At 49.5% G+C, this 22,701-nt stretch carries 19 protein-coding genes; 8 read left to right on the top strand and 11 right to left on the bottom strand.

Annotation, left to right across the window (positions count from 1 at the left end):
* Positions 1–32: 32 nt before the first annotated feature.
* From H511_RS0103390 to H511_RS0103370, 5 genes are all read right to left on the bottom strand, one after another.
* Positions 33–2,498, bottom strand: coding sequence for a glycoside hydrolase (locus tag H511_RS0103390; RefSeq protein WP_248616566.1), 2,466 nt, complete (start codon positions 2,496–2,498; stop codon positions 33–35).
* A gap of 112 nt (positions 2,499–2,610) precedes the next feature.
* On the bottom strand, positions 2,611–3,537 hold the full coding sequence (locus H511_RS0103385; protein ID WP_155804789.1) for a DUF2861 family protein: 927 nt from the start codon (positions 3,535–3,537) through the stop codon (positions 2,611–2,613).
* Positions 3,538–3,540: 3 nt separating this feature from the next.
* The gene (locus tag H511_RS0103380; RefSeq protein ID WP_027251041.1) at positions 3,541–4,185 is read right to left on the bottom strand and encodes a response regulator transcription factor; all 645 of its coding nucleotides are present in this window, start codon (positions 4,183–4,185) and stop codon (positions 3,541–3,543) included.
* Positions 4,182–5,618, bottom strand: a complete 1,437-nt coding sequence (locus H511_RS0103375) for an ATP-binding protein (RefSeq protein ID WP_027251040.1) — start codon at positions 5,616–5,618, stop codon at positions 4,182–4,184. The genes H511_RS0103380 and H511_RS0103375 overlap by 4 nt, the downstream gene beginning before the upstream one ends.
* 104 nt (positions 5,619–5,722) lie before the next feature.
* On the bottom strand, positions 5,723–7,141 hold the full coding sequence (locus tag H511_RS0103370) for an aminotransferase-like domain-containing protein (protein WP_027251039.1): 1,419 nt from the start codon (positions 7,139–7,141) through the stop codon (positions 5,723–5,725).
* A gap of 119 nt (positions 7,142–7,260) precedes the next feature.
* Here H511_RS0103370 and H511_RS0103365 point away from each other — a divergent pair, with 119 nt between their 5' ends.
* Positions 7,261–8,172, top strand: coding sequence for an EamA family transporter (locus tag H511_RS0103365; protein ID WP_027251038.1), 912 nt, complete (start codon positions 7,261–7,263; stop codon positions 8,170–8,172).
* Positions 8,173–8,285: 113 nt separating this feature from the next.
* Here the strand turns inward: H511_RS0103365 and H511_RS0103360 are convergent, their stop codons facing one another.
* Entirely contained in the window at positions 8,286–9,011 is a 726-nt protein-coding gene (locus tag H511_RS0103360; RefSeq protein ID WP_027251037.1) for a glutamine amidotransferase-related protein, read from the bottom strand.
* A gap of 83 nt (positions 9,012–9,094) precedes the next feature.
* On the opposite strand from H511_RS0103360, the gene H511_RS0103355 reads away from it, so the two are divergent.
* On the top strand, positions 9,095–9,910 hold the full coding sequence (locus H511_RS0103355; RefSeq protein ID WP_051287788.1) for an AraC family transcriptional regulator: 816 nt from the start codon (positions 9,095–9,097) through the stop codon (positions 9,908–9,910).
* 15 nt (positions 9,911–9,925) lie between these two features.
* Here H511_RS0103355 and H511_RS0103350 read toward each other — a convergent pair whose 3' ends face one another.
* Positions 9,926–11,344 (bottom strand): MATE family efflux transporter, encoded by a 1,419-nt coding sequence (locus tag H511_RS0103350; RefSeq protein WP_027251035.1) that lies wholly within the window; start codon positions 11,342–11,344, stop codon positions 9,926–9,928.
* Between the two features lie 199 nt (positions 11,345–11,543).
* Between H511_RS0103350 and H511_RS0103345 the strand changes: the two genes are divergently transcribed.
* Positions 11,544–12,080 carry a hypothetical protein gene (locus tag H511_RS0103345; protein WP_027251034.1) on the top strand — a complete coding sequence of 179 codons (537 nt, stop codon included), beginning with the start codon at positions 11,544–11,546 and terminating at the stop codon, positions 12,078–12,080.
* A 93-nt stretch (positions 12,081–12,173) separates the two neighbouring features.
* Here the strand turns inward: H511_RS0103345 and H511_RS0103340 are convergent, their stop codons facing one another.
* The 3 genes from H511_RS0103340 to H511_RS22435 all read right to left on the bottom strand — a co-directional run bounded on the left by H511_RS0103340 (position 12,174) and on the right by H511_RS22435 (position 14,989).
* A complete protein-coding gene (locus tag H511_RS0103340; protein ID WP_027251033.1) occupies positions 12,174–13,733 on the bottom strand; it encodes a cytochrome-c peroxidase in 1,560 nt (519 codons plus the stop codon).
* Positions 13,734–13,895: 162 nt separating this feature from the next.
* Positions 13,896–14,213: an AzlD domain-containing protein gene (locus H511_RS0103335; RefSeq protein ID WP_027251032.1), complete on the bottom strand. Its 318-nt coding sequence runs from the start codon at positions 14,211–14,213 to the stop codon at positions 13,896–13,898.
* Positions 14,213–14,989, bottom strand: a complete 777-nt coding sequence (locus H511_RS22435; RefSeq protein WP_081669174.1) for an AzlC family ABC transporter permease — start codon at positions 14,987–14,989, stop codon at positions 14,213–14,215. The genes H511_RS0103335 and H511_RS22435 overlap by 1 nt, the downstream gene beginning before the upstream one ends.
* A gap of 279 nt (positions 14,990–15,268) precedes the next feature.
* Here H511_RS22435 and H511_RS0103325 point away from each other — a divergent pair, with 279 nt between their 5' ends.
* The 5 genes from H511_RS0103325 (at position 15,269) to H511_RS0103305 (ending at position 22,208) form a co-directional block, all read left to right on the top strand.
* Positions 15,269–18,193 (top strand): MHYT domain-containing protein, encoded by a 2,925-nt coding sequence (locus tag H511_RS0103325; protein ID WP_155804788.1) that lies wholly within the window; start codon positions 15,269–15,271, stop codon positions 18,191–18,193.
* A gap of 1 nt (position 18,194) precedes the next feature.
* Complete coding sequence (locus H511_RS0103320; RefSeq protein WP_027251030.1) at positions 18,195–19,175, top strand: HD domain-containing phosphohydrolase; 981 nt, start codon at positions 18,195–18,197, stop codon at positions 19,173–19,175.
* Positions 19,176–19,575: 400 nt separating this feature from the next.
* Positions 19,576–20,052, top strand: coding sequence for a hypothetical protein (locus H511_RS0103315; RefSeq protein WP_027251029.1), 477 nt, complete (start codon positions 19,576–19,578; stop codon positions 20,050–20,052).
* A gap of 108 nt (positions 20,053–20,160) precedes the next feature.
* Positions 20,161–21,513, top strand: coding sequence for a molecular chaperone (gene yegD, locus H511_RS0103310; protein WP_027251028.1), 1,353 nt, complete (start codon positions 20,161–20,163; stop codon positions 21,511–21,513).
* A gap of 251 nt (positions 21,514–21,764) precedes the next feature.
* Complete coding sequence (locus H511_RS0103305; protein ID WP_027251027.1) at positions 21,765–22,208, top strand: YtoQ family protein; 444 nt, start codon at positions 21,765–21,767, stop codon at positions 22,206–22,208.
* Positions 22,209–22,257: 49 nt separating this feature from the next.
* On the opposite strand, the gene H511_RS0103300 is transcribed toward H511_RS0103305, so the two are convergent.
* A complete protein-coding gene (locus H511_RS0103300; RefSeq protein WP_027251026.1) occupies positions 22,258–22,665 on the bottom strand; it encodes a VOC family protein in 408 nt (135 codons plus the stop codon).
* Positions 22,666–22,701: the final 36 nt, after the last annotated feature.

Genomic DNA, 22,701 nt, shown 5'->3' with positions numbered 1-22,701 from the left:
GCTGCCACACTATTCGACGCGCTCACAGTGACTCACTGAGATTGCCAGATAATAACCTCAGAAGGCTTACCGTTAGCCTGCGATATCTCTGCCCGGATACTCATGGCGGGCAATGTCACAAGCTGGCTGGCTAGGTGAACTTGAGTCGCATTATGGCTGAAATTAGCCACTATCTGACTGCCATCGCTGAATCTTGTCCGTTGCAAAGAGCCATCACTGTTCAGCCAGTCAAATCCCACTAATGCCTTATCCCAAAGAGCCTGATGCAATGGCATGAATCCCTGCTGGTAATCTTGTAATGCTTTGATTCTGGGTGACGTCGCAGAGGCTGCCTCATCACGGGTTAAATGCACCATGGGCGGCGTGTTATACAGCATGCTGATCAGATCCCGGATGCCTTTCACATCAGAAAACTTCAGGCTATCCATATGCCAGTGATGGTTATTGATCAGCTCGTCATGAAACACCGCCTGGTATAAGGGCACTTTAAAAGCCGGCGAGAAAAACAGGGTTCGGTACGGTTCCTTCACTATTGCCGGCTTGAAAAAGAAGGCCGGCTTATTATCCGGGTACCAGGCGCCAAGGTAATAGGGTGACTGACGGTTATGCTTCATTTCTTTATCCGTCCAGCCAAATCCTGTGGTTTCCATGCCATGGGCAAACACCATACCCCGGGTGGTGATACTGTTGCCATCTTCCGAACCCAGCAGCACCCCTTGCCTACTCACCCACTCTAGCCGGTTGTTGAAGGCCTGCGCCATTGCCCGCTGAGACATACCGCCGGTCGCAGCACTTTCATCCCCGGGTGCAGCCAAGCGGCTTTTCTCAGAGTAATCTTCACGCACCATGCCTGTTGCATCAACATCCAGAAACAGGCTGTTAAACTGCCCCAGATCCAGAATGCGTGAGATGCGCTGTTTGGCATAATCAGTTTCACAGCCGGGGTTGAGGTAATTACCTTGCCCGCGAAACCCCGCCTGATGCTGCCCATCGGCACGTTCAATAGCACAGCGTGTTCTGATTGCTTCTGGAATGTGCGCCGTCAACCAGCTCTCGTTATCCGTTTTATCAATAGCCGTATTATAAGAATCATACGTCGCGACCAGATATCCCGCCGCCTTTGCCTGATCAATCACCTCGGGTTGATAAAAAGCGGGTAACCAGTTGTCCAGCCCCAGCCACAATTTCTGCAGTCCTGCTTGCTTGAGTGTTTCAAGTACAGGCGCAGACAGGCTTTGTCCCCATTTGTCAGGAGCAATCAGAAATGGCGCCGCATGACGTGCTAAATACGCTTTCCTTTTTTGAATCGCAGTAAACTGGCCGGTAATTTGCTCCCATGGCCCCACATCTTCGCTAAAAGGAAAAAGCGCGGACAAAGAGTGATTAACAGCCTCGACCAAAAGGCGTTGTTGATAGCGATCCAAGCTGACAGGCTGATTAGCTGTTGTCAGTGGCAGCAATTGTGTCTGGGCTTCACGGCTCGCGAACGCGCTCAGATCTGACTGATGAAAGTACCATTTCAGCAACCCAGTCCAGTCGGTCACATCGCTTTGCGAGATACCGTCACTACCGAACAAGTACACATGGCTCGCGCCAATAATTTTGCTGACATCCGGGTTGCGGGCAGCCTTATCCCGCAAACTTTCTCTCTCACCCTGCTCGTCTCGCCAGCGCCGGTAACGGATGGCGCCAGACAGCCTGTCTTGCCCGCTGTGAATCATGACCTGAAAAGGCTTATTCCAGTTCAGAGGAGTAAAAGCGTGGCTGGAGACCATATCAACAGCAGGTGAAGTTTTCGCCGCCTTTGCCGTTACCTCTTTAAATGCCAAGGCATTGTTAAATGGGTTGACTAACAGGTAAGAAAAGTATCTGGCCGGATTATCACGCTCATTTTCGTTGTCTGTGTGCATCTGACTGTCAGCACGTTGCCGGACTTTCTGAGTCCAGAACGGCATTTTCAGATCCTGAGTGGAATTGCTGCCTGCATATTCATCCTGCAAATACCTCGCCCAGAGCCTGTGATTAACAGGCACTCTGATCCCTTCATTAAACGGTAACAACAGCTCGGTAGTGGATGTTTCCGGCAAATCAAACCAGTTCAAGACCATGGGGTGACTACGAGTGATACTGGCACCAGAAAGCAGCTGAAACTGAAGCTTCAGATCGTCTGATTCTAATTGCGCTGTCACCCTGATATTACCGGGTTGCCACAGCCATGACGCTTTATCACGCTGAGAATTCTGCTGTTGGCTGACACGTTGCTTTTCGCCATTTACCGTGGCAGCGGCCTGATTGAGATCGTAAATCAGCCCGTCGGTATGCCAGGCAATCGCGAGCGATTCGGGATCAATCTCGACTCGCTGATGGTTATCACGCAGTGAAATAGTGTCGGCAGCCACTTTGCCAACAGGCATTAGCAAAATAGCTGAAAGTAATATCGCTTTACATGGCTGCAAGTGCGCTCGCTGGCCCGTCACAGCAGCAGCTTTCAATAACATGGAGTTCTTCATCCTAATACCTTGGGTTAATAAACACGGGTATTACACCTGGTACCGGACACCACATTGTCACCCCTATGTCTTCATTCGGGCAAATGGGCAGGAAGAGGGATTAGTCTGTCAGCATGTACCTGACAGGCACGGTCAGCCGATGCACGTTTTCAATTTTAATCGCCCCTTGAAAATAACTGTCTGCCACTACCGCACTTAGCCAATTCGCATTATCAGGCCTGTCACGGGGCGGCACGCCATGCCCCTTGGCATCCAATGTTATGGTTTCAGCAGGTGCTGCCAGCTGATAGTCACTGTCGAACCATTGCCACTGCAATCTCAGCCTGTGGCAGGCATTTCGATCCGCAGAAAGATCAGGTGAAAACACGAAGACCCCAGCAGTATTCTTTGCTGTCTGCTGTAACTCAATCGCTGGAGCCCTTGCTGTTTCCTGCAGTGAAGTCAGGATCAAGGGATAATGTTTCTCCCCAATATTCAACTGATAGTAACCGTCGGGCACGGATTGAAACCATTCCCGGCTTTCCAGTTCGCTATAGCCCGCTTCTGGCGTTGATGTCGCCCCAGAGAGCCATTGGTTGCCCCGCGAATCCGTCAGGCTCACTTCCATTGCATGTCCGGCGCCATCAATCGAGAGTTTAAGCTGATACACCCTCTGGCTGAGATTCACTTTATCTTGTATTGACAATGAAATACGGGGCTGGTCAACCCAATCTGATAGTGTTCCCGGATACTCAGTCAGCCTGCGTCCACAATCTGACTGATTAATCAGCTGCCGAAAAACAGGTTGCCATAAGTCCGGGGCAACCTGTTCTGTCCCCTGCTGCAGAACTAGCTGTAACTCCTGCCACGCCAGCAGCATATTGTGATCGGCCAGAGCCTGATAAACCCGCTGTAATGGCGTGGGCATAAACCAGCCACTGGCTGCGGTACTGTCGGTCTGCACCTGATCAGAGGCTAATGCAGGACGACATACAGAAGCGGCGAGCAACAGGGAAAATACCATGGCTTTAGTGCTAAAAAATCGCACGGATTACTCCTTTCTTAACCGGTAGCCAACGCTGCGGACTGTATCGATTGCCAAAGAAGGAAATTTCTGCCGCAAATGCAGAACATGATTATCGACTGTCCGGGTAGAGGGAAATGCCTGATACCCCCACACCTTATTCAAAAGTTCATCCCGGTGATAAACCCGTCCCGGATTCTGAACAAGCAACGCAAGCAGCTGAAATTCTTTAGGTTTCAGAGGTACATTTTGCTGTTCCATCATGACAGTCTGATAAGACAGGTTCACCACAAGGTTGCTATATTGGATCTCAACCTCCCCTAACGGGCGAAGTTGCGCCTGAATCCGGGCCAGCAGCTCCTGATGTGAAAACGGTTTGATGACATAATCTTTCGCGCCGGCACTTAACCCTTCAATACGGTGATCGACATCGGTTTTCGCCGTTAAAATGATCACCGGGAGTGCTTTCACTGACAGCCAGCCAGGCAGCCATTTCACACTGTCACCTTCAGGTAACTGGCGGTCCAGTACGACCAGATCGGCCTGAATCCAATGTTTTTCCACATCCGATATTTTTTTGACCCAATCACAGCGATAACCGTTTTTGCTCAAATACATCGAAAGACCTTCACCCAGCAACACATCGTCCTCAACCAGCAAAACCCGGCTCATAGTGGCAACTCCAGAATGTACCTGGTTGGATGCCGTAAATGCGTCAAGCGCCCGCCAATCCGGCGCATGATGCGGTTGACTATCATCAGCCCAATCCCCATACCGTCCCCTTTATCAGTAAGTAACCACTTTTCCCAGCGCGCAGGCGATGCTCCCTGATCCCTCACCTCAATAAGCAGGCTGTCAGAGATTTGGGCATCAAGGTATATCGGCGGTTTGCCATGTAAAACGGCATTGCGCAGAAGATTATCCAAGCACACGCCCAGCCAGTAATAAGGCAGCGACACCCTGCAGTCTCCGTCGATATGGCAGTGCAAGTCATACTGGCTGGCTATGCTCTCCAGCCACTCTGAAAACTGAGCGTCTTGCTTATCAAGCCCTTCTTCCCGGCGTCCACTGAGAAACCCTTTGCTGGTTTCTGTCAGCCGGTAGAGGCGCTGGTAGTCGCCCAGCAGCCGGTAAAACGCATGCTGACTTTGCTCGTTCAAGTGATCATATTCATCTCTGAACTGCTCCACCGTAAAACCAAGGCTGGTAATGGGTGTTCGCAATTCGTGCGTCAGCAATTGCAGGATAAACTGTCGCTCTTTCATTTCCCGTCGTCGCTCCAGCCCCAGCCTGAAAATCAGCCCCAGAATAATGACCAGCAAAATAAGCATGCCGCCCTGCCACCAAAGCACATTGGTACGACGAGGCTCAATACATAAGTTACTGTACTGAAAGCGACAACTCTCGCTGATCTGGTCAGTAGAGCGGGTGATTCTGATACCCGCCTTGTCTGCTATCGGTTGCCATTGCTCCGGGCTTAACACATCAATGCCAGTCAGAGTGTTGCGCCACAAGCGGCCACTTTTCGTCAGAAAATACCGCGAGCCGCCCAGAATGGCCGACTGACCCGTATCAGAAAGTGCGGCGAATATACCGTGTAACGGATGCAGCGGATGGGCAAGAGTCAGGCTGTTGGCATGCTGTTGAAGAAATGCATTCGCGTCGCTTTCTTCATGATGATCTTTCAGGTAGTTCACATACCTGTCTGCATAGCTGCCGCCGGCTGGGTGTCTCTCGGACAGGTGCTGACTCCATTGCGATGGAAGTTTACCGTCGCGGCACAAGATCAGTTCAAATTGCACCGCTCTGCGCCAATCCGCACTGTCACTCAACACATTGTCGTCTTCAGAGCAGTGGTTATGAATGTGATAAAGTCTTTCTATCTGCGCCCAGCTGAACCGTTTTAAATCTGGGTACTGGCTGACAGGTAACAGCAATTCCTGGGGATACTGATTCAACGACTGCTGGCTGATTTGAGCCTCGCCCTGCACTGTCGCAATACGATCAGAAAATGCCTGCCATTGTTGATGGGCCAGATATGTTTCCGGCTGCCCGCATACAGGCAAGGCCACTAATAACAGCGGAAGCAATGCATTCCTGACCATTTAACTCTCTCAGAAAAAATAATGCGCGATCATACACAATGCTTATCGTGACATTGTCTCCGCAATGTCACTGTTTGGCATGTTATAAGCGCAGATCCATGTGGTTATTCGTCAGTGATTGCCCTGTTAATCACTGCAATCAATGTGTCCAGCGCGCATTTGGCCTCGTTATCCGGTTCTCCCGGTTCGGGCAGCGCGTAGCCGATATTAATCCGCAGGCTGTCCCGGTACAGATCCCGCAGAGTGAAACACTCACCCAGCCGGATATCCAGCTTAGCCTCAATCAACAAGGACTTAATTTTTGCCTCGTCCATGCCAGGTATCTGTAACCAAAGTACTAGCCCACCAGCAGGATCACTGATACGAACTGTTTCCGGCAGATGCTGCTGCAAATATTCTCGATAGCGCCGTTTATGGAGCAACAAATCAAACCTTTGTGTTTTCAAATGCCGCACATACTGGCCACTATCGATAAAATCAGCGACGGCCAACTGTATCGGCAGCGATACACCAAAACAGCCTGCCGCATGTTTGCTCAGATACTGATTCAGATAGCGTCCCGGCAAACACCAGCCAAGGCGATAGCTGGCGGCCAACGTTTTGGATACAGAACCGCACCAGAGTATATATCCGCTTTTGTCGTAATACTTTGCAGGTAATGGCACTGTATTGCCGTGGGGTAATTCCATGTACACATCATCTTCAATCACAGGAATTTCATAACGGGAAGCCATCTCCGCCAGTCGCTGCTTTTGTGCCGGTGACATCGTAATACCCTGCGGATTCATATGAGTCGTACAAAAGAGACCGGCTTGAACCGTCCCCTGCTGCATATGATGCTCTAACTGATCCAGATCTATGCCGCTGTCCACAGACGGAATCTCCACGATATTGCGCGACATTTCCCGCAATAAGGTTAACAGTCCGTTGAAACATGGCGAGCTGACAGCAATGGCATCATCAGGTTGAGTACAGACTTCAATAGCAGTACGAATGGCATCCATGCAACCGTTTGTTATCGTCAACTGCTCAGCGGTGAAATGAAAACTGTAATTTGCAAAATGTGCAGACAGGACACTGCGCAACATAGCCTCACCCTGCCGGATGGGGTAAAAGTTCAACCTTTCACCAAGGCGCCGGTTTGCACGCCGGAAGCTCTGTTCCATCTGGCTGGTCAGTTTATTACTGACTTCAAAACGTGAATAACCCAGCGGTCCGGCGAACTGGCTGTCTGGCGTATTTCCCTTGCCCAGCGAATAGTCAGATGCCGATGCCAGCTGACTTTCAAACTGCGCCAGATCCGGTAGCCGCAGGGTTGAGCGCTGTGCTACGTAATACCCGGATTGCGGTTTAGCGACAATCCAGCCCTGAGATTCCAGATGCTGATAACAATTCAAGGTAGTGGTCATGCTTACCTGATGTAATTGTGCAAACTGCCGCAGTGAGGGCATGCGAACTTGAGCAGCCAGCAGACCTGATTGAATATCGGCAATATACTGCTCGGCTAATTGTTTATACCTCATGGCGTACCCTTTCCTGCTTGAATCATAAACTGTGCTCTTTTTATTGTTAGAAATTGTATCTGCACCTTTCTGCGAAAGAAATCCACAATGTTGATTAAATCAACAATGGAGTACAACGCATGACATTTAAAGATGCCTGCCTGGGCTTATTCGTGATGTTCATTTGGGGCATCAATTTTTCTGTGATCAAACTGGGCGTCAGTCAGGCTGATCCCCTGCTGATGACTGCGATTCGATTCACACTCGCGACAATGCCACTGATCTTCTTTGTTCGGAAACCGGATGTCGCCTGGCGTTATCTGGTGAGTTACGGCGTGCTGTTTGGAGTGGGTGTATGGGGAATGGCATCCTGGTCAATCACCGCCGGACTGTCTGCGGGAATGACATCAGTATTACTGCAGACCAATGTCATTTTTGGTCTGTTTATCGGCTATCTGGTTTTTCACGACAGATTCACAATACACAAACTCATTGGTGCGCTGTTTGCGTTTACCGGGCTGGCTTTATCCCTGATGGCCACTGACGGCACCATCACATTAAAAGGTGTGGCTTTAGTGATGATATCAGCATTATCCTGGAGTCTGGTCAGCACCCTGGTGAAGAAATCAGGCACCCGACAACCCTTTGCCTTCAGTATCTGGGGCATGGCATTTGCGCCTCTGCCATTGCTGCTCTTTGCACTCTCGCTAAATGGTACAGATATCATCACCACCACGATTAATAGCTGGAATGGCTACACCACTTTCTCAGTCCTATTTCAGGCCTATCCGACCACGGTATTTGGCTACTGGGTATGGAATCGTATGCTGGTGAAGTATCCGCTCAGTACGGTCGCACCGGTCAATCTGATGGTGTCAGTGTTCGGCTTGCTCGGCGGCTATCTCTTTTACGGTGAGCATGTCGGTGCTTTACAGGTCATATCTGCAGCCATGATTCTGGCGGGTGTGCTCATTATTCTGCTCAAATCCGGTAACACCTTTTTGGCTGCCAGACTGACTCAATGGCGTGTAGGGAAAATTTCTGATCAATAAGTCTGATTGTCTAAGCCACCTGGTGACAGGTGGCTTTTCGTATCAGCCTGAATAAGTGCCTCGGGTACATCCAACAAAACAGCGATTACACACTATCGAAAATAACAGCAGCTTTATATCAGATCACGGCGCGACTCAGCCACCAGCGCATCCAAAAAGCTGAATAAGGCGCGGTTCATTTCACTGTAATCGGCATTGCGTAGCTGCTCGGCCGTCTGAATGAAAGGCTTATTTTCGTGATTGTTGAGATCGTCGCCAGAATGTCTGATGAGACCTTCCACCGAGTCGCGGGTAAATTCGGGGTGGCACTGAAAGCCATAGGCTAACGGGGTATAACGCACAATCTGACGCGGGCAGCCCAGGCTGGTTGCCAGTACCTGGCATTCAGGTGTCAGCCCCGGCATGTCATTATGCCAGTGACCAACAACCAGTTCAGGCGGAAACCCTTCAAACTTGCGATCCAGCCTTGCGTGTTTGTTAAGCACAACAGGAAAGCAGCCCACTTCCGGTTCCAGACTCCGGCTATGCGGCGCACCTAACGCTTCCCCGAGAAGTTGTGCCCCCAGGCAGAACCCGACCACGGGCGTTTTGCTCGCGACAGCTTTTTTGATCAGCGTAATTTCCGCTGCGGCATCAAAATGCGGACACTCTTCTCTGGTGGTTGCCGGACTTTGCGGGCCACCCAATACAATCAACAGATCCATATCATCACCGCGTTCTGGTAGTACCTCGCCCAGATAAACACGCGAATATGACGTCGAATAGTTACGTTGATCAATCCACTGTAATAAAGCGCCTGGTCCTTCAAACGCTTCATGCATAACAAAATGTACTTTCATTGCTTTTCCTTTGCGTTTTGTCTTTGAGTTTTGATGATACAACCCATACTATGCGCGAAACGATCCGGTCAGGTAGCGACAATATGACAAAAAATACCGATAAAAAGACATATGCAACACCTGATGGCAATACACTGATCGCGACCTATTCGTGCCAGCCTCTTCTGATCAACACCCTGAACATGGCCAAAGGCTTTCACGACAAACCGCATCAGCACGCATGGCATCAGATTATTTTTCCATCCAGGGGATTATTGAAATGCAGCACTGACACACATCAGTTCTATATCCCGCACCACAGGGCATTGTTTATCCCGGCACACACCCGGCACGAGTCCAGGGCGCTGCAGGACACCACATTTATCGCCGTGTACCTGAACCCAGAGTCCTTAACCCGCATACCGGCGTCCAGCCAGCCGATTGAAGTGACGCCGTTTTTCCGCGAACTGATCCTGAAACTCAGGCAATCCGTTTTGCGCGATCAACAGCAACCACCTGGCATCTTGCGCCTGCTGGCAGTACTGGAAGACGAGTTAAGCGCAGACAAAGACAGTTCACTGGAGCTGCCCATGCCGCAAGACCGTCGGCTTGCGCCTATCGTCGATGAGCTGCTGAGTCATCCCGGCAGCACAAAAACTCTGGCGCAATGGGCCCGTCAGACCGGCGCAACCGAACGGACATTGTCCCGGGTGTTTCAGAAAGAAATTCAACTGACGTTTCCGCAGTGGCGGCAGCGCCTGCGGCTCATGACGGCAATGACGCTGCTTGAGCAGGGTTTACCGGTGCAGGATGTGGCCCACGAAATCGGCTACCAGTCTGTTTCCGCTTTCATTGAAGCGTTCCGGCTGGCTTTCAAACTGACCCCGCAGCAGTTTAAGCATCAGCGCACTATAGAGTAACTGCACGCAACTGAGCTACTGATTGCCTTTTTCAATTAAGGCTTCATCCGTGATGTGCACTATCTGTTGCTCTTCTTCAGTCAGGCGGGTCTTTTTCCATGTCCCGCGCTTAAACCAGCAAAACGCAAAAATAGCGACCACCACATTGGTAACGGCAAACGACCACCAGATACCGTTATCCTGCAACGCTGTATGTTTTGACAACACATAGGCCAGCGGAAACTGCACCATCCATTGCGACACCAGTGCAACCATCATGGCGTTCTGCATATTGCCTGAGGCCCGAAACGCGGAGACGACGCAAAGCTGTATCCCAATACCGCCCCATGTCAGGCACATAGTACGCAAAAAGTGGGCACCTTCTTTGATCACCTCAGGATCATCCGGGATAAATACAGCGATAAGATGAGGAGCGAAAACATAGAATAGGATGCCGATCACCGTCAGACCGAGAAAGCCCCACAGCGTGCCCAGCAAGGTGATTTTTTCAGCCCGATCAATCTGGTTAGCACCTATGTTCTGCCCCACCAAGGTCGACACTGCCATCGACAGCCCCATGGCCGGAATCATGACAAACTGCAGCAAGTTGGAACCCACGCCATAAGAGGCAATCGTCACTGTCCCGAAACTCGCCACCAGAAACGACAGAATGATCATCCCCAATGCGCGGGCAGACAGCTCTACTGAGCCAGGGACACCAAGAAAAAAAGCTTGTTTGATATAGGCAAAATCGGGCTTGAAGTTGTGCCATTCCAGCTGTATGCCGTGTCTGCCCCGCATGAACACCATAAGACCCAGTATTGCAGCCATTGACTGAGTGACCAGTGTCGCCAGCGCCGCCCCCATTACACCCAGTCCTTCAAAACTGCCAAGGCCAAAAATAAACAAAGGGTCCAGAAAAAAGTTGAGGATCACAGTGCCGAAGACAATCATCAGCGGGATCTTTATCTGCCCGATCCCCCGCATCAGCGACTGAAACATGGCAAATAAAAAGACAAAAATCACCCCGATAAACGACACGTGCATGAACTTGAGCGCATCGCCATAGACCTTTTCGCTCACGCCCAGTAACGTCAGGAAATAGGGCGATAGCAAATAGCCGGTTAACCCCAGCACCACGGACGTGACCGCGACCATCAGCATGGTCTGAGCGGCGACATGGTTCACTTTGTCCCGGCGTCCTGCTCCCATGTATTGTGCCGATAGCGTTGCGCCCGCCATGGCTAACCCTGAACCTAACGCGATCACCAGAAAGGTAACGGGCATGCTGACAGACACCGCCGCCACTTCAGATGCGCCCAAGCGTCCCACCCAAAATGCATCTGTCAGCTGATAGGCCGACTGAAGAATATTGGTCAAAATAATGGGAACCGCCAGCGAGATAAGTACTTTGTTGATGGGACCTTCGAGAAACCGGTTTTGCCTGTCTGTCATCGCCATGCCTTATGTTGTTATCGTTATGAACACGTCTTGAAGATGCGGATACTTACGTCAATATAGTTAGTCAGGCCGCTATAAGCACTCGTTTTTGTGGTCTTTTTGTCACTGAATAAATGATTAACTGCCTGGCAGCCAGCCGACTATACTTTACTCGTTACCTGCTCAGCACCGTCATTCGACTAAGGATAACGGTATGAAATTTGCCAGATATCTGCCTCTGGTAGTGCTTGTGACAGCAGGGATCCCTGCTATCGTCAGTGCCGATGACAAACAAGCAATGCTGGATGATGCATTGAGTGCAGCTCCTCCCACACTCAGAGAGAAAGTCACCGTAATGGACTGGGATAACAATGTCTTACAAAAAGGCTCCAGTACCTACACTTGCTTTCCAACACCTCCTCAGCTGAAAGGGACAGCCCCTATGTGTATGGATGGCCCCTGGATGGAATGGGCACAAGCCTGGATGAAAAAAGAACCCGTTGAAATTAAAAGCATAGGTATTTCTTACATGCTGGCTGGTGACGGCGGCGCAAGCAATATCGACCCTTATGCGGAAGGTAAAACGGCAGATAACCAATGGGTGGTTGAAGGACCACATTTAATGATTATCACACCAGACAAAACCTTACTCGATTCGCTTCCCACCGATCCCAATAACGGCGGGCCATATGTGATGTGGAAAGGCACCCCCTATGAACACATCATGGTGCCAGTGGGGCCAAGGAAGTAAGACAAAACGATCACCACCGCCATAGGCGGTGGTTTAGGGGTGACAACCAAAAGCGAGATCATCATCTCGCTTTTCTTTTTATCGTTCTTGTTATTACTTCCCATTTTTCGATGGGTTGCCGGAGCTTTTGTATGGTTTAGGTGCCACCACTGTCGTGGTATCTGTGAGCGTTTTCAGGTAAGCAACGAGAGCCGCTTCTTCATGAGCCGTTAATCCCAGATCACCTGTTACACCACCAATGGTCAATAACGGTGCATCGGGCACTTCAGGTGCAGGCCAGCAATTATTCGCCAGCGCCTCTTTTTCAGTCACGATACTCGCGGGGCAGCGTGTCACACCAAAATCTAATGCGGTCTGACCGTCAACATCTGAGGTATTGTAGAAATGCACAATACTTTCCAGACTCTTAAACCAGCCATTGTGGGCATATGCTTTGGTAAATCCTTTCCCCGGACGTTTATCGACATTGCGCAATGTGGGTGTTTTGTGGGCGCCAATAAAGGCATTCTGAATAAAAAACGGAGGAAATGGTAAATTGGCATTCGGGTTCAACCCCAGGTTTAACAATGTGGGATGTAACCCGATATCCGGTAATGGTGAACCCGGTAACTCATAGTTTCTTGGCACACCAATCGCGTGATAGCTGTCATCGGTATACCGTTCAAGGGGATGCGTCCCATTGGCACCGTTGCTGTTATGGCAAATAACACACCCAGCCTGGCCATAGAACAGGTCATGTCCTTCGTTTTCCAGGTCGGTGAATCCAGCTAACGGGAATTGTTGATTGTCGTCTTCTGCAAGAGCAATATCCCGTTTTGAGTTAAAGCGATTGTTATCTTCAGACATTTGCCATGCCGCCAGAGCAACAGCAAAGCGTGCAAATGCCGTGGCCGATTCATCTTCAGACTGACAAGATAAACTCACACCCCATGACTGATAATACAACTCTTTACCCCATCTGGTGGATTCCACCTGGAGGCATACATCTTCTTTACTCTTATGGTTTTGCTCAACAGGGTTCAAAAACGGGCTGGCAAAGGCCTGATCAGCGAGGGGACCAAGGTATTTTGAGTAAGATGTTTTTTTCTGCCAGCTGGCGTCGTTAGCATCAAAAACCAAGTTGGTATTTTCGACAATGTCACCATTAGCGCGTCCGTTCCAAAACGCACCGCCACAAGGAAAAATACCACATGGACCTTGACCCGCAAGTTGGAGTTTTTGCAGACCTTTGGCTTCTTCGTTATGCAGGAAACTGACATATTGATTTGTCGGCGGCTTCAGCCCCCCGGCATTTTTCACCGTCGTTTTTTCTTGCCCTTCTTCTAAATCTTGTGGTCTTAAATGTGGCCTTGCCCCGGTAACTGCGACCTGATGTAAATTCACACCAGAGACATTGTACGTACCGCCCGTGCTTGGCGCGTGGCAAGTCGCACAAGACATTCGATTAGGATCAGAGATATTTTCAAAAAATAATCTTTTTCCTAATTCCTCTATAGGTTGTAAATCGTAGTCATTCTCATTGCCATTTTTAGCTTGTGAGTTAAATGAAAACAGCATTGAAATAACCAGAACGGATGTTCCGATTATTTTCGTCGATTTTAAAGATGCACTGACTTTATCAGGCTGCCTGCCTTTTGATGCTTGCATAGCCATGGTTAACCTCTTCTTTTTTCCACGCACAAATCAGCCACCCGATAAAACCGGGCAGCTCTGAGAGCGATAAGGCTTGATTAACCAACTATAACTTAAGTTTATAAATCCGCATTTCTCAAAAAAGAGAAAGCCATTTAAATCAAAAATATAAACAACAATTTCTCATTTTATAAAAAATGACACGCAAAAAAACACCACCATGCTTATCACAGCTGTTAATAAAACATTCTTTGTTTTCAAAGCGATTATAATGGCAACAGCAGCGCCAATTAAATATGGATTACTAAACGTGATGTTAATAGTATTCTCCTCGGGCAAAAAAACAATAGGCGCCCAAATTGCCGTCAACACTGCCGGGCTAGAATAACTTAAAAACCGCTGAGTTTGATAGTTCAGTTTTATAGGCAATCGGGGGTCTAAAAACAGATATCGACTTGCGAAAATAATCAGCGTCATTGTCAATATAGTTAGCCAGATCATCATTTTTCTTCCTGCTGTTTTTCTGTTACTTCACTGTGAATTGATTTATTTCCCATCAAGCGTTCAGACATATATCCGCCTAACATCGCGGTTAAGCTGGCTATCATCAGCCCGCCTTCTATGTTCAGAGCTGCCATTAACACTGACATCACCAGGGCAATCAGTACTGTGATCAACACCGGCCAGCGCTGGATACTGGGTACGACGATAGCGATAAAAGTGGCGGCAATGGCAAAATCCAGGCCCAGGCTGTCCAGATTCGGGATAAATTTTCCCGCGAAAATGCCTGCTAATGTGGCAATGTTCCAGCTGATATAAAACCAAAGCCCGGCACCCAGTGCATACCAGGGCTGAAAACGCTGCGGGGACTGATTACCACACAAGGCAAAAAGCTCATCGGTCAGAAGAAAACCCAAACCCAGCCGCCAGCGAAGCGGAAGCGGGCTGATCACGTTTCGCATCGTGATGCTGTACAACAAATGCCTCGAGGTAATAAAAAAGGTGGTCAGTAAGATAGTCACAATACCGATCCCGGCTTTCAGTAACCCGGTTGCTACCAGCTGCGCCGCCCCGGCAAACACTATCGCTGACATGGCCACACTCTGAAACACGTCCAGTCCGGCATCAATAGCAAAGGAACCGGCAAGTAACCCCCAGGGAATAACGGCTACACATAAAGGCATCACAGCGAGTGCACCTTGCTTGAACAACCGCCGTTTCTCCTTGCCAGTCAGTAAAACGGCAGACGTTTCCTTTGGTATTTCTTTTTCTTTCATTGCCTTACCACTATCCACAATACGAAAACAGTCACTTTACGCCAAAACAGTTTTTCAATCTTGTACAAATTTGTCTTCAACAATAATAAGAATATCAGTTCATAAGGTAATCACTGTTTATTGATATTGTGTTGATTATTAGCACTTACTAACGTTTCAATGGTTTACTCTTCCTGACCGACAGGATAATGTGAGCGGCCATTGACATAAAAATACAACACTCATTTACCTAACCGGTTATCACGTATCAGGTGGCGGATAGCTGGTCTTTGATGAATCATGATTGCAGATCTCTTTTCGCGCTTTTTTATCTCCGACAGCACAGATCCAAGCCTTCTGGTCTCTGGTGAATATAACTTTTCACTGATTACCATTTCTTTGCTTATCTCTGTGGGTGCCTCTTTACTGGCGCTTTCTTTAGCCGAGTCGGCTAAACAGAGCCGCAGCCGCTTACTGCGCCGCCTGCATATACTGACAGGTGCAGCGTCGTTAGGGGTGGGTGTCTGGGCCATGCATTTCATTGGTATGCTGGCCTTCGAACTGTGTACCACAGTGGATTACGACATCAGCATTACCCTGCTTTCCGTCATACCCAGTTTTCTGGCTTCCTGGGTAACGCTCCATTTACTGACGAAACGGGCTGTCAGTAATGCACGACTGATACTGTGTGGTATAACCGTCGGCCTGGGTATTGGCTCAATGCACTACATAGGCATGGCGGCGATGGTACTGGGTCCTGCGCTAAAATATGACCCGGCTTTATTCGCACTCTCCATTTTTGTCGCCGCCTCATTAGCCACTCTGGCGTTATGGATCAGTTTTGGTCTGCGTAAACACCGATCAATGGCAGGTTATCAGGTTCAGCTCATTGCCAGCGTGGTCATGGGGCTGGCCATTGCAGGCATGCACTATACCGCCATGGAAGCGACCCGTTTTGTCGGCCAGCCCGATCCGGCATTTATCCCCGGCAGCCAGCGTCATTACTTACTGGCCATTACCATTTCGATTGTCACCGTATCCCTGAGCCTGATCATTGCGGCTGTTAACGCCCTGACCCGCTACCGCTCATTACTCCAGCACAGTGAAGAGACCGCTGCAGAGCTGAAAGCCACCATAGATACCGCCGTCGACGGCATTATTAAAATGTCTCACCGCGGCATTATCCTCTCATTCAATGCCTCTGCAGAACGTATTTTTGGTTATCACGAGAGTGAAGTCATTGGCAGGAACATCAGCATGCTGATGCCAGAACCTTATCAAAGTGCACACGATTCCTACCTGGAGAATTACCGCAAAACCGGGACAGCGCGCATTATCGGCATTGGCAGAGAAGTCACGGCACTGCACAAGAATGGCCTGATGAAGCCGATTCGTTTGTCTATCGGCGAATCCAGACTCAATGGCGTCAGCACCTTTGTCGGCGTGATCACAGACATCAGCAAGCAAAAACAAATGGAAGCCGATCTGCGCCGCTCCAAAGAAGAAGCTGAAATTGCGGCTCAGGCAAAAAGTACCTTTCTGGCCAACATGAGTCATGAATTGCGAACACCAATGAATGCTATTATCGGTTTTTCCGAACTCATGCTGGACGGTAAGATGAGCACCGAACAGCAAAGACACCTTGGCATTATCCGGCACTCGGCAAAAACCCTGCTCAACCTGCTTAATGATGTACTGGATTCTGCCAAGCTGGAGAGCGGCACCACACAGCTTGAATGCCGCCATTTCTCTCTTCGCCAAATCTGTGAGCAATTGATTGCCACCCAATCTCTGTTAGCCAACAAAAAAGGCATAGAGCTGACAATGCGCTATGACCCGCAGCTCAGTGAATATTTCCAGGGTGATCCGCTCCGCGTTCAGCAAATTATCCTGAACTTACTGAGTAACGCGGTAAAGTTCACCGAGCGGGGTTATGTCAGGCTGGACATCACTTCCAGCCGTACCAAAGGCGTCACTATTCTGGTCGAAGACACGGGGATTGGCATTGCGCCGGACAGACTGGATAGCATCTTCGCCCCTTTCTCGCAGGCAGACAGCACTATGTCGCGCCGCTTTGGCGGCACAGGTCTGGGGACGACCATAGCCAAACAGCTGATTGAACTGATGGGCGGTAAAATCGCCGTCTACAGCCAGCCCGGTCAGGGATCGACCTTCCGTGTCGATCTGCCATTACTACCGGGTCAGTCTGCTCAGATTGATAACAGCACAACAGACAATGTGCATATACCACCGATGACCATACTGGTGGCAGACGATGTCGAGCAAAACCTGGAGCTGATGACAGGATTATTAAAAAGAGATAATCATCAGTTAATCACGGCCAGAACCGGAACAGAAGCCATAGAACAATATAAATCCAGGCACATTGATATCGTTCTCATGGATGTTCAGATGCCTGAGCTGAATGGTCTGGAAGCCAGCAAAGCCATCCGGGCATATGAAAAGGAACAGCAACGAAAAGAAGTGCCTATTATTGCTTTAACGGCAAGTGTGCTCGAAAAAGACAGACGTAACGCTCTCGCCGCCGGCATGAATGGATTTGCCGTCAAGCCAATAGATATCTCTGCGCTGAAAGCGGAAATGGCTTACCTGAAAGGGATTATCACCCAGGCCCCGGTTCACCCTGAGAAACAAGACGACAATCAGGATACCCTGATCGATCTGGAGAAAGGACGCCTGCTCTGGGGCAATGAACAATCGCAGCTCGCCGCCATACAGAAATTCATCAGCCAGCCACAGCACCACCCGGACTTTATGGCTCGCTTGCTCAGTGGCGGTCAGACAAAAGCCCTGTCGCATGTACACCGCCTGAAAGGCGTGACTGGCAACCTGTGTATGCCAAGTACTCATCACTGCATGAAAAAGCTGGAACAGGCATTACAGCGTGACGAAAATACCGTTCCGTTATTTACTCAATACCGCGAAATGTTTAATGCCATTACGCTGCTGCTCACTTCAGTAGAGGATTTCTCTGCGGAGCCTGAGCATCAGACAGCTGATGTGCTCAACCTTGACGATATAAGCAAAATCATTCAGCAGCTGGAACAGGGCGAAATGCCGGATTGTGCTTTTGCGGCGGTTAAATCCCAGCTACCCGCAGAACTGGCTATGGAAGTGGAATCCGCCATGAGCGATTTTGAATTGGACCTGGCAGCCACGCTGCTGAATAACTATCTCATCAGCCAGCAAACTGTAGAGGCATAACATGGATGAACGTAAAACCCTTCTGGTCGTGGATGATGAACCTGCCAATTTGCAAGTGCTGAAAAATATTCTGGCATCGGATTACCGTCTGCTATTCGCCCGGGACGGCAGCCGCGCGATTGCGCTGGCTAACACAGAAAAACCCGATCTGATCCTGCTGGATATTATGATGCCAGGCCTGTCCGGCTATGAGGTTATTGAGCAGCTTTCAACCGTACCCGACACCAAACACATTCCGGTGATCTTCGTGACCGCACTGTCAGACACCAAAGATGAAACACAAGGTTTTGCATTAGGTGCCGTCGATTTCATCACCAAACCCGTCAGCCCGCCCGTTGTCCGGGCCCGGGTGAAAAATCAGCTGTCGCTGGTCAAAATGGACGAGCTGAAATCAACGCGGCTTTCCGTAGTACAAAAACTGAGCAGAGCGACAGAATATAAAGATAACGAAACGGGCCATCACGTTATCCGTATGAGTCATTATGCCCACACCATTGCAAGAGCCGCAGGTTACAGCCCGGCATGGTCAGAAACCCTGCTGCACGCATCACCCATGCATGATATCGGCAAAATTGGTATCCCGGATCATATTCTGCAAAAGAAAGGGGCACTGTCTGATGAAGAGTGGCAAATTATGCAGCGCCATACCCTGATAGGGGCAGAAATTCTGGGCAATGACCCCTCCGAACTGATGCAGATGGCCAGAAATATCGCCGTCTATCATCATGAAAAATGGGATGGTACAGGCTACCCCTACGGTTTACAGGCAGAAGCTATTCCCGTTGAGGCGCGTATAACAGCCATTGCCGATGTATTTGATGCCCTGACCAGTAAACGCCCTTACAAGCCGGCCTGGAGCATTGAAGAGGCTTCTGACTATATCTGTAAAAATAGCGGTACTCACTTCGACCCGGTTCTTGTAGAGGCCTTTGCGCGTTGCCAGTCAGAATTACTTGATTTGAAAAACAAGTGGCCTGAATAAGATCCGCAGAGAAACAGATTCATCAAATCTATTCAATGCTCTCGTCAACAAAATATAAGCAGTCACTTGCTTTTCCATTAAACATGGAAAAGTCAGAAAGTATATTGCCGACGGTCGCCACATTTACTTCATGGAACCCTAATTTACATAAACCTTAAATTTCATAATCTTATGTAACAGTACATTTAATTCATCAAAATGAGACCCCCACAGCAATTTCATCATTTCAAACACTATAAAAGCGAAAAACTGACATGAAAATGTTAAAGAACACGGCATTATATGAAATTATATTTGTTGGGAAATGTCGTTAACTCATGAAGCTTTGTATCTGTAAATTGGCAACTACAGCTATCGTAATAAAATGCGGTGCGATAAACAGGCAAGTGGTGCGTAAATAATGTACTGCGTACAATGCGGTGTTCGAACGCTGGATAAACCTGACGGTACTCCGGTAGAAATGTGTAAAAAATGTACTGAGGGCGAACAATCGCAGTCTCACGATGCTCTGCGCTCGAAATACTCACTCAAATTCAGGCTGGCGATAGGTTTTCATGCCCTTTACGCGATTATCTGGCTGATATGGGGAATCGTTTCAGGGTTTCAGGCCGCCATCGACGGCATCATGAACATAGAAACCAACAATTTCGCTATGGTGCTGCTGGCTGTGTTGATGATAGTGCTTCACCTCACTGCCGGATACGGACTCTTGATCCGCCACCCCTGGGCTGAAAAAGCCACTATGTTGTTTGGCTGCATCCTCTTTTTCTTCTACCCCTGGGGAACAGTGGCCGGCTCGACATTAATTTATTCGCTGATCCAGCTCCGTTACGACTACACGCTCACGTCAAAATTCTTCCGTAAGCTTTATCGCTAAAAGCAGTTCTGCGAGACGCAATGCAATTCTCGCGCTCTGCGCTTCCTTTTCTTGTCTTAGGCCGAAATTTTCGTACACTGGTCGGCTTTTTAGTTGTCAGGAGGAAGTATGTACATAGGTTTCGACTACGGCACAGCCAACTGCGCTGTTGCTGTTATGGAGAATGGTCAGCCAAAATTGCTTCCCCTTGAAGGCGAGAGCTTTTTCATTCCTTCAACACTGGCGGCACCAAGCCGCGAGGCCGTCAGCGAGGCGCTATTTCGTCACTATGACATCAAACCCGCTGATAAGATTGGAGAGCAATTACTGCGCCGTTCGATCGCTGCCAACAAAGACGATGACATCATCGTTGATGCACACGCCTTACAATTTGGTCAGCAGGCGCTGGACACCTACCTCAATGATCCTGATGAAGTATATTACGTCAAATCGCCAAAGTCCTTCCTTGGCGCTTCCGGTTTACATGACATCCAACTGAGCCTGTTTGAAGATCTGGTCTGCGCCATGATGGCAAACATCAAACACCGCAGTGAAAGCCAGTGCGGTGAGAGTATCACCCATGCTGTTATCGGGCGCCCTGTCAACTTTCAGGGTACAGGCGGAAGTAAGGCCAACCAGCAGGCCGAGAGTATTCTGCGCCGGGCGGCAACGCGTGCTGGCTTCAAAGCGATAGAATTCCAGTTTGAACCTGTGGCTGCCGGTCTGGAATACGAAAGCCAGCTGCAAGAAGACAAAACCGTCCTGGTGGTCGATATTGGTGGCGGTACCACCGACTGCTCCGTGCTGCAAATGGGACCGGGCTGGTTAAATAAAGCAGACAGAACAGAAGGTTTGCTGGCCCACAGTGGCAGCCGCGTCGGCGGTAACGATCTGGATATCGCCCTCGCCTTCGAGCGTATCATGCCTTTATTTGGCAAGCACAGCACCAACCAGCGCGGACTGGCAGCGCCGATCAGCCAGTTCTGGAACCCGGTGGCGATCAACAATGTGGCCGCACAAAGTGATTTTTACGCCAGCGCGAACTTAGCCGTACTGCAACAGCTCGTGCGGGACTCCGCAGAGCCTGTTTTGCTGCAAAGGCTGCTGCAGGTCTATCACCATACCTTAGGTCATCAGTTGGTGCGTGAAGCCGAACTGCTGAAAATCGCATTGTCCGATTCAGCCAGTGCCGGCACTGAGATCCGCATCGGACAGGAAACACTGCCGATCAGCTGCACCAGTCATGAACTGGCAGAGGCGGTCAACAGCAACGCGGAGAAGATCAGCAGTCTGATCAATGAAGCTTTGTCTCAGGCTGAATGCGCACCGGACGTTATCTTTATGACAGGCGGCAGTGCCCGCTCCCCCATGCTACGCCAGCTTATCGAGCAACGCCTGCCCGGTGTGCCGATCGTGGCCGGTGATTATTTTGGTTCGGTCACCGCTGGCCTGAGTCGCTGGGCGGAGTTCTGCTTTCGGTGATCAGTAATTATCAGACCAACAGTTAACAGAACGAAAACGGATGCAAATCAGACCAGCCACTGAGTTCGAGATGGACGCACTGTATATGACGGGCTACGACACCTGGGGGGCGGTGAATTCTCAGCTCACAACACATGTGCAATAAACCCCACAATTGTGTACAATATATCAACTAAACACTCATGTATCTGTCTCTATGTCGTGTATACATTGATTGGCTGAGACATGTAATAAAGAAAAAGGGGTAAGCAATGACCTGGAATGTCTATCTTTCTGGTGAAATCCACACCGACTGGCGGGAACAAATCATTAAAGGCTGTGAGGCGAAAGATCTCAATATTGTGTTTACTTCAGCCGTTACCGATCACGACAGCAGTGACGCGGCAGGTGATGGTTTAGGGGCAGAATCTGACAGCTTCTGGCGCGACCATAAATCGGCCAAGGTCAATGCCATCCGGATACAGAAACTGATCAAACAATGCGACGTGGCTGTTATCCGTTTCGGTGATAAATACAAGCAGTGGAATGCCGCGTTTGACGCCGGATACTGTGCTGCACTGAATAAGCCCTACATCACACTGCACAGCGAAGACATTGTCCACCCGCTCAAAGAAGTGGATGCCAGCGCCAACGCCTGGGCGACAGATCCAGCGCAAATTGTTGAAATTTTGGATTATTTACTGAATCAAAAATAACCCCTCCACCCGACGCGATCATACCGATTGCGCCGGGTAAATCGCTTTTCTAGCGCAGGCGCTGACCTGAAATGGCAGGATGATAAATCGGTTGAACAACATTGCCGGCCGGATCAGTACAATGAAAACTGCGCGCACCATCACTGTGATCATGCGGTGTATCCAATAACGGTACGCCTTTGGCTTTGAGAAATTCGAACCAGGTTTGCAATTCTTCCTTGCTGTCCACTATGAACCCGAAATGATCCAGTGACTGATTGTGGTTCTCCTGTGGTTCATACGCCCTGCTCAGCGACAAATTATCATTACCGCAGGTCAGGTAAATCAGGTTATCGCTCGCTTTTCTGAGCACTTCCATACCCAGTATCTCGGTATAGAAACGGATACAATCCTCAAAGGGATACACCGCCAGTGCTAAATGTCGTAATCCGTTCAAAGGTGTTGGTCTCTCATTCATATCCAGCCGCTCCGTGTGCAATAATTTAATTCATTG

The sequence above is a fragment of the Photobacterium halotolerans DSM 18316 genome (assembly GCF_000425165.1).
GTDB lineage: Bacteria > Pseudomonadota > Gammaproteobacteria > Enterobacterales > Vibrionaceae > Photobacterium > Photobacterium halotolerans.
This window is presented reverse-complemented; position numbering and strand designations above follow the sequence as displayed.

Bases quoted from the DNA above. Each gene is read 5' to 3' on its own strand.
- H511_RS0103390 (WP_248616566.1), bottom strand. From the start codon at position 2,498: ATGTTATTGAAAGCTGCTGCTGTGACGGGCCAGCGAGCGCACTTGCAG.
- H511_RS0103380 (WP_027251041.1), bottom strand. From the start codon at position 4,185: ATGAGCCGGGTTTTGCTGGTTGAGGACGATGTGTTGCTGGGTGAAGGT.
- H511_RS0103375 (WP_027251040.1), bottom strand. From the start codon at position 5,618: ATGGTCAGGAATGCATTGCTTCCGCTGTTATTAGTGGCCTTGCCTGTA.
- H511_RS0103370 (WP_027251039.1), bottom strand. From the start codon at position 7,141: ATGAGGTATAAACAATTAGCCGAGCAGTATATTGCCGATATTCAATCA.
- H511_RS0103365 (WP_027251038.1), top strand. From the start codon at position 7,261: ATGACATTTAAAGATGCCTGCCTGGGCTTATTCGTGATGTTCATTTGG.
- H511_RS0103360 (WP_027251037.1), bottom strand. From the start codon at position 9,011: ATGAAAGTACATTTTGTTATGCATGAAGCGTTTGAAGGACCAGGCGCT.
- H511_RS0103355 (WP_051287788.1), top strand. From the start codon at position 9,095: ATGACAAAAAATACCGATAAAAAGACATATGCAACACCTGATGGCAAT.
- H511_RS0103350 (WP_027251035.1), bottom strand. From the start codon at position 11,344: ATGACAGACAGGCAAAACCGGTTTCTCGAAGGTCCCATCAACAAAGTA.
- H511_RS0103345 (WP_027251034.1), top strand. From the start codon at position 11,544: ATGAAATTTGCCAGATATCTGCCTCTGGTAGTGCTTGTGACAGCAGGG.
- H511_RS0103340 (WP_027251033.1), bottom strand. From the start codon at position 13,733: ATGGCTATGCAAGCATCAAAAGGCAGGCAGCCTGATAAAGTCAGTGCA.
- H511_RS0103335 (WP_027251032.1), bottom strand. From the start codon at position 14,213: ATGATCTGGCTAACTATATTGACAATGACGCTGATTATTTTCGCAAGT.
- H511_RS22435 (WP_081669174.1), bottom strand. From the start codon at position 14,989: ATGAAAGAAAAAGAAATACCAAAGGAAACGTCTGCCGTTTTACTGACT.
- H511_RS0103325 (WP_155804788.1), top strand. From the start codon at position 15,269: ATGATTGCAGATCTCTTTTCGCGCTTTTTTATCTCCGACAGCACAGAT.
- H511_RS0103320 (WP_027251030.1), top strand. From the start codon at position 18,195: ATGGATGAACGTAAAACCCTTCTGGTCGTGGATGATGAACCTGCCAAT.
- H511_RS0103315 (WP_027251029.1), top strand. From the start codon at position 19,576: ATGTACTGCGTACAATGCGGTGTTCGAACGCTGGATAAACCTGACGGT.
- yegD (WP_027251028.1), top strand. From the start codon at position 20,161: ATGTACATAGGTTTCGACTACGGCACAGCCAACTGCGCTGTTGCTGTT.
- H511_RS0103305 (WP_027251027.1), top strand. From the start codon at position 21,765: ATGACCTGGAATGTCTATCTTTCTGGTGAAATCCACACCGACTGGCGG.
- H511_RS0103300 (WP_027251026.1), bottom strand. From the start codon at position 22,665: ATGAATGAGAGACCAACACCTTTGAACGGATTACGACATTTAGCACTG.